This is a genomic window from Neobacillus sp. DZ-9, from assembly GCF_059587065.1.
The window spans coordinates 24,541-42,384 of sequence record NZ_JCAIOL010000012.1 but is presented as its reverse complement, the minus strand read 5'-3'; the positions used below and the strand labels follow the sequence as shown (position 1 = coordinate 42,384).

General features: G+C 42.0%; 13 protein-coding genes. All 13 read left to right on the top strand.

The genetic code is table 11. The annotated features are described in order from the left end of the window. Positions 1–18: 18 nt before the first annotated feature. Positions 19–1,731 (top strand): sensor histidine kinase, encoded by a 1,713-nt coding sequence (locus AC59HZ_RS25885; protein WP_496548639.1) that lies wholly within the window; start codon positions 19–21, stop codon positions 1,729–1,731. After that, positions 1,731–2,855, top strand: a complete 1,125-nt coding sequence (locus tag AC59HZ_RS25880) for a response regulator transcription factor (protein WP_496548638.1) — start codon at positions 1,731–1,733, stop codon at positions 2,853–2,855. Before AC59HZ_RS25885 ends, AC59HZ_RS25880 begins: the two co-directional genes overlap by 1 nt. A 138-nt stretch (positions 2,856–2,993) precedes the next feature. Next, positions 2,994–4,259 carry an ABC transporter substrate-binding protein gene (locus AC59HZ_RS25875; RefSeq protein ID WP_496548637.1) on the top strand — a complete coding sequence of 422 codons (1,266 nt, stop codon included), beginning with the start codon at positions 2,994–2,996 and terminating at the stop codon, positions 4,257–4,259. A gap of 61 nt (positions 4,260–4,320) precedes the next feature. After that, a complete protein-coding gene (locus AC59HZ_RS25870; RefSeq protein WP_496548735.1) occupies positions 4,321–5,220 on the top strand; it encodes a carbohydrate ABC transporter permease in 900 nt (299 codons plus the stop codon). A 35-nt stretch (positions 5,221–5,255) separates the two neighbouring features. After that, positions 5,256–6,086: a carbohydrate ABC transporter permease gene (locus AC59HZ_RS25865; protein WP_496548636.1), complete on the top strand. Its 831-nt coding sequence runs from the start codon at positions 5,256–5,258 to the stop codon at positions 6,084–6,086. 15 nt (positions 6,087–6,101) lie between these two features. Further along, on the top strand, positions 6,102–7,784 hold the full coding sequence (locus tag AC59HZ_RS25860; RefSeq protein ID WP_496548635.1) for an amylo-alpha-1,6-glucosidase: 1,683 nt from the start codon (positions 6,102–6,104) through the stop codon (positions 7,782–7,784). 15 nt (positions 7,785–7,799) lie between these two features. Next, positions 7,800–8,579 carry an SDR family NAD(P)-dependent oxidoreductase gene (locus AC59HZ_RS25855; RefSeq protein WP_496548634.1) on the top strand — a complete coding sequence of 260 codons (780 nt, stop codon included), beginning with the start codon at positions 7,800–7,802 and terminating at the stop codon, positions 8,577–8,579. Between the two features lie 46 nt (positions 8,580–8,625). Beyond that, a complete protein-coding gene (gene gcvPA / locus AC59HZ_RS25850) occupies positions 8,626–10,014 on the top strand; it encodes an aminomethyl-transferring glycine dehydrogenase subunit GcvPA (protein WP_496548633.1) in 1,389 nt (462 codons plus the stop codon). A gap of 16 nt (positions 10,015–10,030) precedes the next feature. Next, positions 10,031–11,605, top strand: a complete 1,575-nt coding sequence (gcvPB, locus tag AC59HZ_RS25845; protein WP_496548632.1) for an aminomethyl-transferring glycine dehydrogenase subunit GcvPB — start codon at positions 10,031–10,033, stop codon at positions 11,603–11,605. Positions 11,606–11,638: 33 nt separating this feature from the next. Then, on the top strand, positions 11,639–12,934 hold the full coding sequence (locus AC59HZ_RS25840; protein WP_496548631.1) for an ABC transporter substrate-binding protein: 1,296 nt from the start codon (positions 11,639–11,641) through the stop codon (positions 12,932–12,934). 140 nt (positions 12,935–13,074) lie between these two features. After that, positions 13,075–13,932, top strand: coding sequence for a carbohydrate ABC transporter permease (locus tag AC59HZ_RS25835; RefSeq protein ID WP_496548734.1), 858 nt, complete (start codon positions 13,075–13,077; stop codon positions 13,930–13,932). After that, a complete protein-coding gene (locus AC59HZ_RS25830) occupies positions 13,929–14,747 on the top strand; it encodes a carbohydrate ABC transporter permease (protein WP_496548630.1) in 819 nt (272 codons plus the stop codon). The genes AC59HZ_RS25835 and AC59HZ_RS25830 overlap by 4 nt, the downstream gene beginning before the upstream one ends. A gap of 21 nt (positions 14,748–14,768) precedes the next feature. Continuing rightward, entirely contained in the window at positions 14,769–17,822 is a 3,054-nt protein-coding gene (ebgA, locus tag AC59HZ_RS25825) for a beta-galactosidase subunit alpha (protein WP_496548629.1), read from the top strand. Positions 17,823–17,844: the final 22 nt, after the last annotated feature.

Sequence of the window (17,844 nt, the reverse complement as noted above, 5' to 3'; positions counted from 1 at the left end):
CCTCATAAGGTGATTCCGATGAAAAACTTTCTAAACATTATAGCTATAAAAGTGAAAATGCTGTCTTTTGGCAGCATTCGTGCAAAAATGGTATTGTTTTTCCTGATGGTAGCTCTGATTCCATTAGGGCTATTTGGGTATTTATCCTATGAAAAATCCTCGGAAATCGTAAATAAACAATATAACGAGTATGAAAAATTTTCAGTCTCCCAGCTCGACAAACAAATCGAAAATACATTTGAGCAAATGTATGTCATTTCAAAGGATATTAATCATTATTTATCAGATCCTACTCTGGTCATATTAAAAGAGGAAATGCCCCGTACGTATGCGGGATTTATTGAAAATAAAAACTTTGAAAGATACTTAGAAGCACATAAGACGTTTAATACGAAGGGAATCTATTTAATCACCAACACAGGCTACTATTATGGCAATGATCGTGTTGATATTCATAAGCTCTTTCAAAAGCCCTTCTGGAAAGAAGCTAATAGCCTAAAAGAGGGGGACCTGTGGATCGGGTTTTATAATTCAGACCATTATTACACCGGAAGAAAAGATGAAAAGATTATGGGACTTGTTTTCCCGATTGAAAGTCAGTTTGGTGTATTAAAGGGAAGTAAACTATTGGTCGAAACAAACGCAGAGGAATTGTTTTCTTATATTAACTTTTTAGAAAATAAACTCCATGCCTCTATCACTCTTAAAAATGGAAAGCATCAAGTTGTATATCAAACAAAAAAGGCTCCCGAAAAATTAAAGTCCGATATTGTCTGGAATAATCATTTTGAAGCCTATGGCTGGGATGTCGCTGTCCGGATACCACAAAAATACTATTATCAATCTTCCAATGTCATTTACCAATATACATTATTGGCCATTTTATTTTCGATTTTCTTAGTCTGTATTCTGGCGGTATTTCTTTCAGTCCCGCTGTCGAAAAGAATCAAACGCCTGAAGTTCTCGATGGAGCGAGTAAGTGAAGGGGATTTAAATACACAGATTGCGGTTACCTCTAAGGATGAATTAGGGGTACTGGCTCAAAGCTTCAATGACATGGTCAATCAAATTAAAGGCTTAATCGAGCAGATGAGCGAGACAGAACGGTTAAAAAGACAGGCGGAGCTGCGGGCTTTCCATTATCAAATTAATCCGCATTTATTATTTAACACCTTAAACTCTATTCAGTGGAAGGCAAGGCTGGCAGGAACAAAAGAGGTTCAAGAAATGATCTATCATTTGACAGAGGTTCTCCATGAGAATTTAAATTTTTCGGACGAGTTAATTCCGTTGAAAAAAGAACTTGAGACGATTAAGCATTATTTGAAAGTTCAAGAGGTTCGTTATGGACCTACCTTTGAATATAGCGAAAAAATCGATTCTGAATGCTTGGACTATTTGATCCCGAGGATGACCCTGCAGCCGCTATTTGAAAATATCTTTTTTCATGCCTTTGAAGACGGGCAGGGAAGAATCGAACTCATAGTATCCGCAAAACCTGACCATTTAGAACTAACCTTAACGGATAATGGAAAGGGCATGAATGAAGAAACGGCAACGAAACTGTTAGCTCCGGCACATCCTGATGAAAAAGGAAGAAGAATTGGCGTTTATAATGTCGATCAGCGTGTAAGGCTCCATTTTGGATCAGAATATGGCTTATCTATTGAATCTGTAGTAGGAATAAAGACAATTTTTAAGATAAAATGGCCAAAAAGGAGGCAGCTGTAATGATTAAAGTATTACTTGCAGATGATGAGTTGATTGTAAGAAAGGGATTAATCGCCACAGTCGACTGGGCAAAATTTAATATGGAGGTTATTGCCGATGCTCCAAATGGGCAAAAGGCATGGGAGCTTTTCCAGGAGCATTCCCCTGAAGTGGTCATAACAGATATTGTCATGCCCGAAATGACTGGAATTGAACTCGCGAGAAAAATAAAAGAGAATTCTCCTGCCGTAAAAATATTATTGTTAAGCTGCCACCGGGACTTTTCATATGCACAAGAGGGGATGAATATTGGCGCTTCCGGTTATATTTTGAAAACAGCCTTTCAAGACCAGCAGTTTGAGGAATACCTGGAACGCTTTGAAAATGAATTAACGAGCTCCGGTAAAAATCAATCTTCCACATCATTAGAAAAGGATTTTTATGAATGGTTATGTGGTTTTGAAAATTCCTTTCTTGCACAATTAGACGAGAAATTTCTTGAAGATTGGAAATGGATGCAGGAACCCTTTTCTATTTTTCTCGTAAACGGACTAAATTTTCATAAAAAATGGCCTGTTGGGGAAAAACAAATGGCAAAGATCCATTGCGGCCAAGACCAAGCCTTTATCTTTATCCCGGAAACAGCCAAAGTGGAGTTTGAACATCAGCTGGTTGAAGCTAGAAGCAAAGATGCCTCCATCCGTTGGAACGTAAATGGCTCTAATCAAGGGATAACGGAATGGATGAACGGAGTTTCAGCCCTATACCGGCAGTTAAACTTTGAAAAACAATTTAAGATTTCGATGAAGGACTGGCCGCAGCCAATCCAAAAAGCCATGCAAATCATTGTGGAAAATTTACATGAATCTCTTCCTTCCACCTATATCGCAAATGAAGTAGGATTAAGCCGGAGTCATTTTAGTACGATGTTTAAAAAAACGGTCGGGGAAAGCTTTATTTCCTTTACTGAAAAAATAAAAATCCAGGCGGCCTGCGACCTGCTTGAAAATACGTCTTTAACCCTGCAGGAAATCGGGGAGAAGATTGGCATTCAGGACGGAAAATATTTAAGCAAATGGTTTAAAAAATGTTTCGGTGTTACCCCATCGGATTACCGGCAAAACAAAAAGACGAATGGAAGCTAACAAATTCCCCTTGTTTTTGAGAAAATTCAAACAATATTACCAAAAGAATAAGATGAAATTAAGTTCAAGACCGCTTTCATTCACGTTACAATGAAAGCGGTTTCTATTATGTTTACAGAAAAAAGAGGAGGATTTTAGATGAGAAAATGGCTCACGACATTACTGGCATTGATTTTGGTCTTTGCTTTAGCCGCTTGTTCAGACAATAAATCGAGCAGCGGATCTGATCAAACAGCAAAGGATAGCAAAGGAAAAACCACCCTTCGCTTTGCAACCTGGGATTCAGGTGAAGCCTTGAAAATTCAAGAAGAAATTGCGAAGAAATTTGAAGAAAAAAACCCGAACGTAAAAGTGCAGGTTGAAGCGTACGGCGATGGCTTTGATCAAAAGCTGGCTGCATCCTTTGGAGCGAAAAATCCTCCTGATGTCATGTATATGTGGAATTTTCCAGCCTATTTTCAATCGCTTGAACCACTTGATAACTTTATCAAAAGCGATGCGGAAATGGACATGAACGACTTTTACCAAGGCCTTTTCAACTATTCAAGCATGTATGGAAAAGTGTACGGAATGCCAGCTGGATTTACGACAAGGGTAGTCTACTATAACAAGAATTTATTTGATGCAGCGGGTGTTCCTTATCCTAAGGATGGCTGGACCTGGGATGACTTTAAAGCAGCAGCTAAAAAATTATCAGATCCAGCGAAGAAGCAATATGGATTTGGGGTAAGACCAGAGCCGGATACGTATGATCTTCAAGGATTTGTATGGAGCAATGGCTCAAGCTTTATCAGTGAAGATGGAAAGAAAATCAATGGCTACATGAATAGCCCGGAAACGATTGAATCCATCAAATTGTTCGGAGATATGGTGAAAGATAAAAGTGCTGTACTTGTAGGCGGTAAAAACCAACAAAGCGGCGATGATATTTTTAAAGCAGGAAAGATTGCGATGTGGGAAAGCGGCATTTGGCCTTTAGAGGGCTTTAAAGAAGCAAAGGTTAATTTTGGAACAGTGGAAATGCCAGCTTTTAAAGGGAAACCAGTTAAAGGGGTCATTGCTTCTTCTGCAGTTTCCGTTGCTAAGGACTCTAAAAACAAAAAGTTGGCATGGGAATTTGTCAAATTCTATTCCTCCGCTGAAGCGATCAAAATGAGAACAGCAGATTTACCAGTTCGCATCAGTGTCGTAAAAGAAATGAAAACCGAACAAGACCCATTAATCAGTCCATTCTACAAAATGCTAGAAAGATCCAACGATACACCGGCATTCCTGTTAAACAAAAACTGGGATGAAATCAACCGAAATCTATCAGCTGCCATAAATGCCGTCATGCTTGGCCAGGACGCCGATAAATTAATGGACAAAGCAGTGAAAGACTCAGAGAAATACGTTGGGCAGTAAAAAATAAAAAGAGGTGTTTTTGTTGAAACCTATTTATGCCGCAGCTGCACCTGTCGAAACCATCAAAAAAACAAAAAAACGGTGGGACATCATTGTCCCCCTCCTTTTTATCGCACCATGGATCATCGGATTTTTAGCTTTCACGCTCGGACCATTGCTTTACTCCCTATTTATTAGTTTCTTTGATTGGCCAATCGTTGGCGAGGCAAAGTTTATTGGTCTAGATAACTATAAGACTATGTTTACCGAAGACCCGTTATTTTGGGAGTCATTAGGGGTAACAGTAAAGTTTGCTGCCCTTTTTGTCCCGCTTAATATCATTACCGCCCTTTTCTTGGCCATTCTATTAAACCAAAAGGTAAAAGGGTACTCATTCTTCCGTACCTTCTTCTATTTACCGTCAGTTATCTCAGGTGTCGCCCTGGCAATGATCTGGGCATGGGTCTATAACGGAGAATATGGGATTCTCAATTACTTTTTGTCCCTTACTGGGGTAAAGGGTCCCGATTGGCTCAATGACCCGAACTGGGCTTTAATCGCGATGGTCATTGCCAGCCTGTGGGGGCAGGGCACGATGATGCTCATCTTTTTAGCAGGACTAAAGGCGATTCCCGGAGAGTTATACGAAGCGGCTTCGATTGATGGGGCAAATAAAATTCAGCAATTTTTCAAGATAACGATTCCGATGCTAACACCGACAATTTTGTTCAATTTAATTACAACAATCATCAGCGCCTTTCAGCAACTAACGCTGGCTCTAGTATTAACGGGCGGAGGCCCGCTCAAATCCACCTACTTCTATGCGATGTATGTGTATGAGAATGCATTTAAGTATTTTAAAATGGGCTATTCCTCTGCTAATGCTTGGTTTATGTTTGTCATTGTCTTAGTGTTAACGCTTATTGTATTTAAGTCATCATCTGCTTGGGTGTATTACGAAGGAGAAGTCAAAAATAAATAGTCGGCATGACCCAAGACTAGGCAGGAGCGTCTCGCATGAAAACTAAAAGAAGAATTGAGAAAACAACCATTTATATCCTATTAATCTTTTTTTCACTCTTGTTTATAGCACCGTTTTTCTGGATGTTGAGCACTTCAGTGAAATCGCCGGAGGAACTTTACTTGTTCCCGCCAAAATGGATTCCATCAAAGTTTGAATGGAGCAATTTTAAAGAGGCTTGGATGTCCCAGCCGTTTAATCAATTTTTTATTAATACCGTGATCGTGACAGGAATGTCGACGATCGGACAGCTTCTTTCATCGTCATTAGTAGCCTACGGTTTTGCCAGATTCAAGTTCAAGGGAAGGGATTTTTTATTTATCGTCCTCCTTTCTTCGATGATGATTCCATGGGAGGTAACGATGATTCCGCAGTATATGGAATTTAATTATCTTGGCTGGATCAATACGTTGAAGCCGTTGTTTGTACCATCCTGGTTTGGAGCACCGTTTTATATTTTCTTAATGCGCCAATTCATTATGTCGATTCCAAAGGAACTGGATGAGGCAGCGAGAATGGACGGAGCCAATCCATTTCAAATCTACTACAAAATTTATCTGCCATTAATGAAGCCATCCTTAATTTTAGTGGCGGTCTTTAATATTTTAACCTGCTGGAATGATTATCTTGGTCCGCTCGTTTTCTTAAATGATCAAAGTAAATATACGTTGACACTTGGTCTCGCTCAATTTAAGGGAATGTTTGGCGTCGATATGGAGGGCATCATGGCGGTGACATTCTTAATCAGCATTCCGCCGCTGATCTTATTCTTCTTTGCCCAGCGCTATATTGTCGAAGATACCTCAAGGTCTGGTGTCAAGGGATAAGAAAGGAGACAGAACATGTTTGATATTTCAAAGGTTCCGTTCAGCCGTTACGGTTCGTATATCGTAATTTCCCCGCTGCACGGAAAGGATAAAAACCATCTCTATTTACGTAATATCCGAAATGGAGATAACGATTTAGGGGAAGTTTTTCGCCTCGAGCTTTTATTGGAAGGTCAGGTTGTGCCATATCGGTCCCAAATGTTTCCTGACGCTTTAAGGCTGGAGGCAGATGGGGGCTCTGTAGAAATTATTATCTCTGAAGCAAGGGTATTACAGGTTAGAGGTCTAGGGGCAGGACTCCGCTTAACTGGGATGACTGGATCCTACGATTATGCAGTTCCAGCTCATCAGGGCTGCTGGGAGGTTAACCATTCCAGTCAGGAAATCCGCTATATGTTAACGCCGATTAAGGGTCTTCTCCTGGTGGATGCTCCCTTTCAAGAACAGCGCTGTTTAGAAATTATCGCCGACTTTTTACCAGATCCAGAAACACAGGAAATGGAAGGGGCAATCGAAGAGTTCTTTACGGTTTATAAAGAGCGGTCGTACCTTGCCTTTTCGGAAGGGCAAGAATTGGTCCGGAAGGAATATCGAACCTGGAATGAGCACGGTCTGGAATGTGATGGAAGATGGAGAAATGGGAGAGAGCTAGCTTCCTATATTACGTGGTCCTGTGTGGTGCAGCCGGAGGGATTGCTAAACAGGCCTGCCATGTATATGTCGAAAAATTGGATGACGAATATTTGGAGCTGGGACCATTGCTTTAATGCGCTGGCACTTGCGGAAAATTCTCCGGACTTAGCATGGGACCAATTTATGATATTTTTCGACCATCAGGATGAATCGGGAATGCTGCCTGATTTTCTGAATAACCGCTTTGCCTTATGGAATTTTACGAAACCGCCAATCCATGGCTGGACATTAAAGCAACTTATGAAAAACCGTTCGTTCGTAACAAAGGAAAAACTTCAAGAGGTATATGAACCGCTTGTTAAGTGGACAGAATGGTGGTTCAAGTATAGGGATGATGATGGGGACGGAATCCCGCACTATAATCACGGCAATGACAGCGGCTGGGATAACAGCACGATTTTTCATAAAGGAACACCGGTGAAAAGTCCGGATTTAGCATCATTTTTACTTATACAAATGGAAGTTCTGGCAGAGATAGCCGAAGAATTAGGGAAAAAAGAGGAAGCAGAAAAATGGGCAAGTGAATCTATGCATTTGCTGGGCCGAATTATGGGCCTGTTTTGGAAGGATGATCGATTTATCGCGGTTAGGTCTGGAAATCCCGCTGAAATTCAATCCGAAAGTCTAGTTCTCTATGTTCCTATTATTCTTGGTAAAAGATTGCCAGAACCGTTTAGAAAAAGTTTAGTAGCAAGATTAGTCTCAAATGGCTTTTTAACCGATTTTGGTTTGGCTACAGAAAAGCCAAGCAGCCCATTTTTTCGAGAGGATGGCTACTGGAGAGGGCCGATTTGGGCTCCGACCACTTTGCTGATTTACAAAGGTTTAATGGATTCAGGTGAAACGGAATTGGCACGAGAAGTTGCTGAGAAATTTTGCACTATGGCTAATAAGTCAGGAATGGCTGAGAATTTCCATGCTCTTACGGGCGAAGGCTTACGGGACCCGGCTTTCACATGGACATCCAGTGTCTTTCTGCTATTGGCTCATTCACTAATGGATTAAACAGGAGGTATTACGATGGTAACGAAAGATTATTTCGGCTTAAAAGATAAAGTATGTGTCGTAACAGGAGGAGCATCTGGGATTGGATTGGCAACGGCCACTCTATTAGCAGAGGTCGGCGCGAAGGTAGTGATGTTAGATATTAATGAAGAAAATGGCCATAAAGCAGCGGCTGACCTGCAATCAAAAGATCATAAGGCTGAATTTTTCCGCTGTGATGTAACCAAGGCATCAGATTGTATCGCCGTAAGGGACTATTTAGAAAAAGAACACGGTTCCGTTGAGGTCCTTTTTAACAATGCAGGAGTTATCAGAAGAAAAACGGTTGTGGATTTAGAAGAGGCTGACTGGGATTTAGTGATTGATGTTTCTTTAAAAGGAATCTATTTACTTTCCAAATACCTTATTCCACTGATGGCAGAGAGCGGAGGCGGCAGTATTATCAATACGGGTTCCGGCTGGGGAATCAAGGGTGGCGATCAAGCCGCAGCCTACTGTGCGGCGAAAGCAGGGGTCGTCAATTTAACAAAAGCAATGGCGATCGATCATGGGCCGCAAAATATCCGGGTGAATTGTATTTGTCCTGGTGATACCGATACTCCGTTATTAAGGGACGAAGCGAAGCAACTAAACCTGAAAGAGGATGCTTTCTTAGTTTCATCGGCAAAAGGCAGGCCATTAGAAAGACTAGGCACACCAAGAGATATTGCCAAAGGCGTTTTATTCCTCGCAAGTGACCTATCAGCATGGGTAACTGGGACAGATTTAATAGTGGACGGCGGCGGATTAGCTTAATTTTTCTAAAAATTCAAAAATCAATTAACTGCAGGAGGTAATGGTCATGGCACAAAAGGTGCACCCTTATATACCGAATATGGTACCAGAAGTACAAGCCGAGATGCTAAAGGTTATCGGAGCCGAATCGATTATGGAGTTATACTCTTGTATTCCAGAGGAGCTTCAGCTAAAGGAAGCGCTAGACCTTCCGCCGGCTTTAACGGAATATGAGCTCAGACGACATATTGAAGGAATTCTTAATAAAAACACCAGTACGAAGGAATATATCAATTTCCTCGGAGCTGGCTGCTGGCAGCATTTTATTCCGGCCGTTTGTGATGAAATTAATCAGCGCTCCGAATTTTTAACCGCCTATGCAGGCGAGCCTTATGAGGATCATGGAAGATTTCAGGCACTTTTTGAGTATCAAAGCTTAGTAGCCGAATTAGTTGATATGGATGTGGTCAATGTTCCAACCTTTGACTGGGGCCAGGCAGCGGCCACGGCAGTGAGAATGGCTGCCCGTATTACAGGAAGGAAGAAGGTATTGCTTGCGAGGACGGTCGCACCGGAACGGAGCAAAATCATCATCAACTACGGCACACCGCAATTAGAGTTCGAATTTGTGCAATTTGATACGACATACGGAGCGATGGATTTAGGAGACTTACAGTCTAAATTAACCGAAGATGTAGCAGCCGTTTATTTTGAAAATCCATCCTACCTCGGTTTTATCGAGGCGCAGGGCCTGGAAATTTCTAAACTGCTTAAGGCAAATGGGAGCTTAATGGTGGTTGGGGTTGATCCGATTTCACTTGGTGTTCTTGCACCGCCAAGTCATTATGGCGCTGATATTGTCTGCGGCGACTTGCAGCCGCTTGGCATGCACATGAATTACAGCGGCGGTCAGGCAGGTTTCATCGCAACCCGTAATGAGGAGAAGTTTGTCCATGAATATCCATCCCGATTGTTTGGAATCGTCCCTACTGTGAAGGAAGGAGAATATGGATTTGGCGATGTTGCCTATGAGCGGACTTCATTTGCCCAAAGGGAAAAGGGCAAAGAATCGGTCGGAACACAGACAGCCCTATGGGGAATTACTGCCGGGGTATATTTAGCACTTCTAGGGCCAGACGGTATGCAGGAAGTGGGTCAAACTATTATGCAAAATAGCCAGTATGCGCAACAGCAATTAAATCAAATTGAAGGTGTAAAAGGATCTCTTTTGGATTCACCATTTTTTAAAGAATTTATCGTTGATTTTAATCAGTCAGGCTGCACCGTAGAACAAATTAATCAAAAATTATTAGAAAAGAAGATTTTTGGAGGCAAGGATCTTTCACAAGAGTTTCCTGAGTTTGGCCAGTCGGCATTGTTTTGTGTAACAGAGGTTCATACGAAAGAGGATATCGACCATCTCGTTCAATCCATTCAAGAGATTTTAACGAAATAGAGAGGAGTTTTTTCACATGCAAAGGATTCAACGTACGAGTAAGACCCGCGACTTTCACCAAGCAAAATGGAATGAACCGATTATTTTCGAACTTCATCAGCCTGGGGAAAAGGGAGTAGAGCTGCCGCCTGTTAATGAACATATTGCCTTGGCAGTAGGTGATGGAACATCGGCGATTCCGGCGTTAATGCAGCGAAAAAACAAGCCGAATCTTCCGGAAATTGGCCAGGCGCGTGTATTAAGACACTACTTAAGACTATCACAGGAAACGCTTGGTTCCGATTTTAACGTAGAAATCGGGCAAGGGACTTGTACAATGAAGTACATTCCGAAAATCAACGAATTGCTGATTCGTGATCCGAAAATGATGGAGCTGCATCCTCTGCAGCCTGATGATACCGTTCAGGGAATGCTCGAGATTTTTCATAAGCTTGACTTATGCATGAGGGAAATTTCAGGAATGGATTATTTCTCTTTCCAGCCAAGCAGTGGCACCCAGGCTTTGTTTGCTATGGCATCAATCGTAAGGAAATACCATGAACATAAGGGCGAGGGGGAAAAGCGGGATGAAATCATCACCACGATTTTCTCCCACCCATCTCAAGCGGCGACGGCAGCGGTCAAGGGCTATAAGATTATTACCCTGCATCCAGACGAAAACGGTTTTCCTGATATTGAAAAATTAAAAGCAGCAATATCCGAGCGGACAGCGGGATTTGTTGTGGCAAATCCGGAAGATACCGGCATTTTCAATTCGAAGATTAAAGAGTTTACAGACATTGTTCACCAAGCCGGCGGCCTTTGTTTTTACGATCAGGCGAATGCTAACGGTCTTTTAGGAATCACCCGTGCAAAAGAAGCAGGCTTTGATATGTGCTTTTTTAATCTTCACAAAACCTTTGCGGCACCGCATATGTGCGGCGGCCCGGCAACCGGCGCCCTTGGAGTGACTGCAGAATTGAAAGAATTCTTGCCAGCGCCGATTGTGGAATTTACTGATGGAAAATATACTCTGAAGAACGATTTAGAGCATTCAATTGGAAAGGTCCGCTCCTTCCACGGTGTCGCCCAAACGGTGCTGCGCGCTTATGCCTGGATTCGCGCTCTCGGTGCGAACGGTCTGAAGGAAGTTGCGAAAATAGCAGTATTGAACAATAACTATATGTATCACAAGGTGTTGGCGATTCGCGGCGCAAGTGCACCATATGTCAAAGGACACCGCCTTGAGCAGGTGCGTTACAGCTGGGAGCAGCTGACAACGGAAACGGGAGTAACCACTGAGGATGTTACGTTAAGGATGACGGATTTTGGTCTGCATTATTGGACCAGCCATCACCCATATATCGTCAAGCAGCCATTCACCCTTGAGCCGACGGAGTCGTATTCAAAAGAAGATTTAGATGAATATATCCACGCGCTCGAGCAAATTTCAAAAGAAGCCTATGAAAATCCAGCAATCGTCAAAACTGCCCCGCATAATAGCACCATTCACAAAATTGACGAGCAGGATTACTTGGAGCATCCAGAGAAATGGTGTATCACCTGGCGCACGTATTTAAAAAATACAGAAACATGTGAATCGGTTAAATAAACGACATTATTTTAGAAAATAGGGGGCTATTAAATGAAAAAGTACATGTCGATGATGCTTGTCTTGCTGCTGTCATTGTTATCCGCCTGCTCCAATAATACGGCTGGGAATGAAGGGAAATCAGGGGATTCCAAAAATCCAGCTGGAACCATCACAGTATGGGGATGGGACGTTGCGGCAGCAACGATGAAAGCAGCGGTTAAAGACTTTCAGAAAAAATATCCGGACGTAAAAGTGAAAGTGGAGGATTTTAATAGCTCTGACCTTTATGACAAGTTAACCGTTGGTCTTGCGGCACGAGGATCCGGACTTCCAGATGTGGTGTTGATGGAGGATGAACGAATCCCCGGCTACCTGCACCAGTTTCCCGAAGGATTTTTAAAATTAAACAAGCTTGGGTATGACCAATACAAGGATTCATTCAATCCAGCAAAAGTAGCGGCCGTTCAGAATAAAGATGGAGATTTCATTGCGGCTCCATGGGATATTGGGCCGGCAGGTGTGTTTTACCGTGTGGATTACTTTGAGAAGGCCAATGTGGACCCTAATTCCATCCAAACTTGGGATGATTATATTGAGGCCGGTAAGAAAATTAAAGCTGCAACGGGTGCTCAGATGCTGCCGATTGATATCCCGAACTATGACGGTGTCTTCCAAATGATGATGCAGCAGCAAGGGCTTTCTTATTTTGATAAAGACGGGAAAATTACCCTCGAATCCAAGGAAGCAATCAGGGCAATGGAGGTCATCAAGAAGCTTCATGATGCCAATCTAATCCTTAATAATAAAGGCTGGGACGGGATTGTAACCGCAACTGTAAATGGCAGTGTCGCCACTGTTCCTTATGGCGTCTGGTATGCGGGTTCGATTATGGACCAGGCTCAAGATTTAAAGGGGAAATGGGATGTCTTCTATTTACCAAGCTTTGAAAAAGGCGGCACGAGATATGCGAACGTAGGAGGTTCGTCCTTATTAATTCCTTCAACTAGCAAAAATCAATCGGCTGCCTATGCCTTCGTTGAATTTTTTACGACCGATCAAGCCTCACAATTGTTAGGTTTTGAAAAATATGGACTTTTCCCATCCTTGAAGGAAACCTACAGTGCACCACAATTTACATCCAATAGTGAGTATTTTCATAATAGCCCGATTTTCAAAAAATTTGCCGATATTGTCGATCAAGTACCAAGAATCAATGTGAATGAACACTTAGCAAAAGCAAGTGCTCTAACAAGTAATGCCCAGGCAGCCATTTTACTTGAAAATAAATCGGTGGCGTCTGGTTTAAAGGATGCACAAAAACAATTAGAAAATGAAGTCAAAAAATAATTTTAAGGAGAGCTGAGAGGTCATGTTCCAACTCCTCTCAGCTCTTTCTTTTTACTTAAGTTAGGGAGGTGGCTCGCTTGGATCAGACAGAAAAGGTTGTAAATACCACGGCAAACGTTCATGTCAAAACGAGAAAAAATGTGTTAACTCCAAAAAATGCTCCCTATTTCTTTATCGGGCCGGCATTTCTATTAATCTTAATATTTACCGTCTATCCGGTTATTTCTTCGTTTATTTTGAGCTTTCAAGAGGTTCGTGGATTACAGAAGTCATTTGTGGGATTTGCTAATTATTCCCGCTTATTCCATGATCCCATTTTCTATAAATCTCTATTAAATACCTTTCAGATTTTGATCGTCCAAGTCCCAATCATGCTCTTTTTATCATTATTAATCGCGGTGGGACTCCATTCCTCGATGCTAAAAGGCAAGGCATTTTTTCGAATCTCTTATTTCATGCCAGCGATTACAGCCCTAGTAGCCGCCTCGATTGTCTTTATGATTCTACTAGATGAGCACTTCGGGCTGGTTAACTATTTCTTATCATTTATAGGATTGGATGCTATTTCTTGGTTAAACACTCCATTTTGGGCAAAGGTCTCGGTAATTCTTGTTATGACTTGGAGATGGACCGGATATAATATGGTGATTTTTTTAGCAGGTTTGCAAAATATCCCGTCTGAATTATATGAAGCAGCGAGTATTGATGGAGCAGGAAAAGTGAAGCAATTTTTCATGATTACGATTCCACAATTGAAGCCTGTGTTTATTTTTACCGTTGTGATGTCAACCATTGGTACTTTGCAGCTTTTTGATGAGCCGTTTATTTTGACCAATGGCGGTCCAAATGCCGCCACGATGACGATTACGCTCTATCTATATGAAACAGGCTTTAAGTTTTTCGATTTTGGCTATGCGTCCGCGATTGCCTATGTTCTCGTTATCATTACGGCCATCATTTCCTGGATCCAAATGAAGCTGGTAGGTGATGATGAATGATTGCTACTAAAAAAATAGGGATTTATAGTTTATTGATTGCCGGGGTCATCTTATCGATTGGACCATTCTATTGGATGCTGGTCGGTTCTACCCTGCCGTCAGGAGAGATTTTTCATCTGCCGCCTAAGCTTCTGCCAGGTGATTATTTAGCGAAAAACTTTCAATCCCTGAATGAGTCGTTAGGGATTGCGAAAATTTTCTGGAATTCCTTATTTATTGCCCTTGTTTATACGTTCGTCAGCACGCTTATTAGCGCGATGGCTGGCTATGCTTTTGCCAAATTTCAATTTAAGGGAAAGAAGGTATTCTTTTTCATTATTTTATGTACCTTAATGATTCCATCACAGGTAACCTTGATTCCATTGTTTGAAATGATGGTCTCCTTTAATTGGCTGAATACCTATCAAGCGATTATTTTGCCAACGCTCGCTTCTCCCTTTGCGATTTATTTAATGAGGCAGAATATGAAGGCTGTGCCAGACTCGATTATTGAGGCATCGAGGGTGGATGGGGCAGGGGAATTACGAATATTCTTTACTGTCATTCTCCCAGTAACAAGGCCGGCGCTTGCAGCCGTTTCTATTTTTCTGTTTATGTCCCAATGGAATAGCTTACTTTGGCCGCTTATTACGATGAATTCAAAAGAAATGTTTACACTGCCTGTCGCATTATCGAGCTTAATTGGAATGGCGCGGATTGATTATGGGCAACTCATGCTAGGAACCACTTTATCGACCATTCCAATAATGATCTTTTTCTTACTTTTGCAGAGGCATTTTATCTCTGGGATTTTGGGTGGATCGGTAAAAGAATAAACATCAAGGAGTGATACTCTTATGAAAAACATAAAGAGATGGGAAGATATCCATACAGACGGCATTAGCCGCTTAGCCCCTCGGGCTCACTATATCAGTTACTCAACTCGTGCGGCGGCAGAAACTGTTGATGCCCGTCAAGCTCATTACTATCAAAATCTTAATGGAAAGTGGAAATTTATTTTCCTTGAAGCACCGGAATATGGGCCGGATGGCTTTTATCAAGATGAATTGGACCTTAAGGAATGGGATGATATTACAGTTCCTGGGAACTGGCAGCTGCAGGGCTACGGAAACATGCATTATTCGGATTTGTGGTATAACTTTCCGATAATCCCGCCACGTGTTCCTACTGATAATCCGACTGGGATATACCGGCGCGAATTTAAGTTGGACCGTAACTTTTGCAAAGAGCAATTGATCCTTCGCTTTAATGGCGTCGATTCGGCCTTCGAATTGTATGTAAACGGAGAATTCGCGGGCTATAGTAAAGGTGCACGGATTCAATCTGAATTTGATATTTCTGATTTATGCCGTGAAGGAGTGAACTCCTTGACAGTAAGGGTATTCCAGTGGTCAGATGGGACTTATTTAGAGGACCAGGATATGTGGTGGTTAAGTGGAATTTTCAGGGATGTTGAATTGTATTCTAGACCTATTCTTGGACTCTATGACTATACCGTAAAAACGGAGTTTGATCGTGAATGGGAGGATGCAACACTATCAGTGTCCGTTCAATTGACTGAACTGCGAGATCAAACCATTGTTTATGAATTAATTGACCAGGAAGGAATTCAAGTTTTTATTGAGGAAAAAAAGGCGGACGAACCTTTATGTAAAAATATTATTGCACCTTTAAAGTGGAGTGCGGAGCAGCCAGCTCTCTATCATCTTTATATGACGGTTATGGCAGATGGAAATATTATAGAAGTGATTCATCAGCATGTGGGCTTTCGCTCGATTGTGTTGGCCGGGGATACATTCCTCGTCAATGGGGTGGCGATCAAGTTTAAGGGCGTAAACCGCCATGACTATAATCCCAAGACCGGGCGTGTGGTGACGAAAGAGGAGATTGAGCGGGATATCAAGACGATGAAGCAACACAATATTAACGCCATCCGGACGGCTCACTACCCGAATGCTCCTTATCTTTATGACCTTTGCGATTTTTATGGCATGTATGTCATTGATGAAACGGATTTAGAATGCCACGGCTTTGAACTGACTGGAAATTACGATTGGATCAGCGATGATCCTGCGTGGGAAACGGCTTATGTTTCAAGGCTTGAGCGGATGATTGCACGTGATAAAAACCATCCTTGTATTATCATGTGGTCGCTTGGCAATGAATCCTCATTTGGCAGCAACTTCCGTGCCATGGCCAAAAGGGCGAAGGAAATGGATCCGACACGGCTTGTCCATTATGAGGGAGATTTTGAGGCAGAAGTGACTGATGTTTACAGTACGATGTACACGTGGCTCGAGCCTTTTAAGGAAAGGCGGACAATGGATCAGGTTATTGAAAAATCGACAAAGCCGCATATTCTCTGTGAGTATGCCCATGCGATGGGGAATGGACCTGGCAATCTAAAAGAATATCAGGATTTATTTTATAAACATGATAAACTGCAAGGCGGATTCATTTGGGAATGGTTTGATCACGGAATTGAAACCGTGGCGGAGGATGGTTCGGTTTACTACAGGTATGGCGGAGATTTTGGTGATGATCCGACGAATGGCAACTTTTGTATTGATGGGTTGATTATGCCAGATGGGACGCCGTCACCAAGCTTATTTGAATATAAAAAGGTGGTTGAGCCTGTTCAAACGGAATGTATCGATATTGAAAATGGTGTGTTCCGTCTCATTAATCGATATGATTTTCTCTCATTGGATCATTTGGAATTAACCTGTTCACTTTATGAGGATGATAGGTTATTAGAAAGCTTTCCTGTGGAGCTTCCGGCGCTTGCCGGACGTGAATTAGCAGTGATTCAGCTGACTGCAGGGAAGGATATGGAGAAAATCAGCGGTGCCCATTATTATTTAGTATTTTCATATAAACTAAAACATGATACACCATGGGCTGCGAAGGGCCACGAATTAGCAAATGCTTCCTTCGTGCTCCCAGGGAAAGAGAAGATGCCGAAAGTTCATTTAGATGGAGAGCTTCAGGTTAAAAAGGAAGGCGCATTGCTAAATGTCAGCGGTACCGACTTTACCGTAACATTTGATTGTGTCAAAGGAACATTAAAACAAGTAATCCGTAATGGTGTGGTTGAAATTGAAAAGGGACCGAAGTTCAATTTTTGGCGGGCGCCAATTGATAATGATATGTATCTTTTAGATGATTATCGCAAGAAATATTTTATGCATTTAGGCCATGAAATTGTTGAGGATATCCAATATGAATTGAAAGACGGAGTATTTGAGTGGCAAACGGATACCCTTTACGGTACAACAAACAGTTCTTGGTATTATCAAATACAATATCATTACAATATTTATCCAGATGGCGATGTGGTTTGCCGTATTAATGGGGTTGCCTCCGGTGTGAAGGAAAATGCTCCGATCATGATCCCGCGTTTAGGAGTGCACATGCATCTAAATCGAGATTTTGCTGAAACCCAATGGCGTGGCAGAGGACCGGGTGAAAGTTATCCGGATTCAAAGGAGGCAAATCATTTAGGAGTTTTCAGTTCATCTGTCGAGGAGTTGTTTACTAATTATGTGAAGCCGCAAGAAAACGGCAACCGTTCAGATTGTGACTGGGTAAGCTTTACGGATCAAGCAAATAACGGACTCATGTTTATCACGGATGAAACGTTCAACTTTAGTGCTTCTTATTTTGAAATCGATGACCTTGAGAAAGCAAAGCACACGATCGATTTGAAGCCTAGGGATTATCTAGTTTTGAATCTGGACTACAAACAAAATGGGCTCGGCAGCAACTCCTGCGGCCAAAACCAACTAGAAAAATACCGCTGCAAATTCGAAGACTTCACCCTAGCATTCCGGATTTCCCACTTCAACAGTGAAAAAGTAACCGCAATAGAACTAGGGCGTGAATATTGATAGAGTCTTATTGGTGTCCACC

Excerpts from the sequence above, each read along its gene's own strand:
- AC59HZ_RS25880 (WP_496548638.1), top strand. The coding sequence starts at position 1,731 with ATGATTAAAGTATTACTTGCAGATGATGAGTTGATTGTAAGAAAGGGA.
- gcvPA (WP_496548633.1), top strand. The coding sequence starts at position 8,626 with ATGGCACAAAAGGTGCACCCTTATATACCGAATATGGTACCAGAAGTA.
- gcvPB (WP_496548632.1), top strand. The coding sequence starts at position 10,031 with ATGCAAAGGATTCAACGTACGAGTAAGACCCGCGACTTTCACCAAGCA.
- AC59HZ_RS25840 (WP_496548631.1), top strand. The coding sequence starts at position 11,639 with ATGAAAAAGTACATGTCGATGATGCTTGTCTTGCTGCTGTCATTGTTA.
- AC59HZ_RS25885 (WP_496548639.1), top strand. The coding sequence starts at position 19 with ATGAAAAACTTTCTAAACATTATAGCTATAAAAGTGAAAATGCTGTCT.
- AC59HZ_RS25855 (WP_496548634.1), top strand. The coding sequence starts at position 7,800 with ATGGTAACGAAAGATTATTTCGGCTTAAAAGATAAAGTATGTGTCGTA.
- ebgA (WP_496548629.1), top strand. The coding sequence starts at position 14,769 with ATGAAAAACATAAAGAGATGGGAAGATATCCATACAGACGGCATTAGC.
- AC59HZ_RS25860 (WP_496548635.1), top strand. The coding sequence starts at position 6,102 with ATGTTTGATATTTCAAAGGTTCCGTTCAGCCGTTACGGTTCGTATATC.
- AC59HZ_RS25865 (WP_496548636.1), top strand. The coding sequence starts at position 5,256 with ATGAAAACTAAAAGAAGAATTGAGAAAACAACCATTTATATCCTATTA.
- AC59HZ_RS25830 (WP_496548630.1), top strand. The coding sequence starts at position 13,929 with ATGATTGCTACTAAAAAAATAGGGATTTATAGTTTATTGATTGCCGGG.
- AC59HZ_RS25875 (WP_496548637.1), top strand. The coding sequence starts at position 2,994 with ATGAGAAAATGGCTCACGACATTACTGGCATTGATTTTGGTCTTTGCT.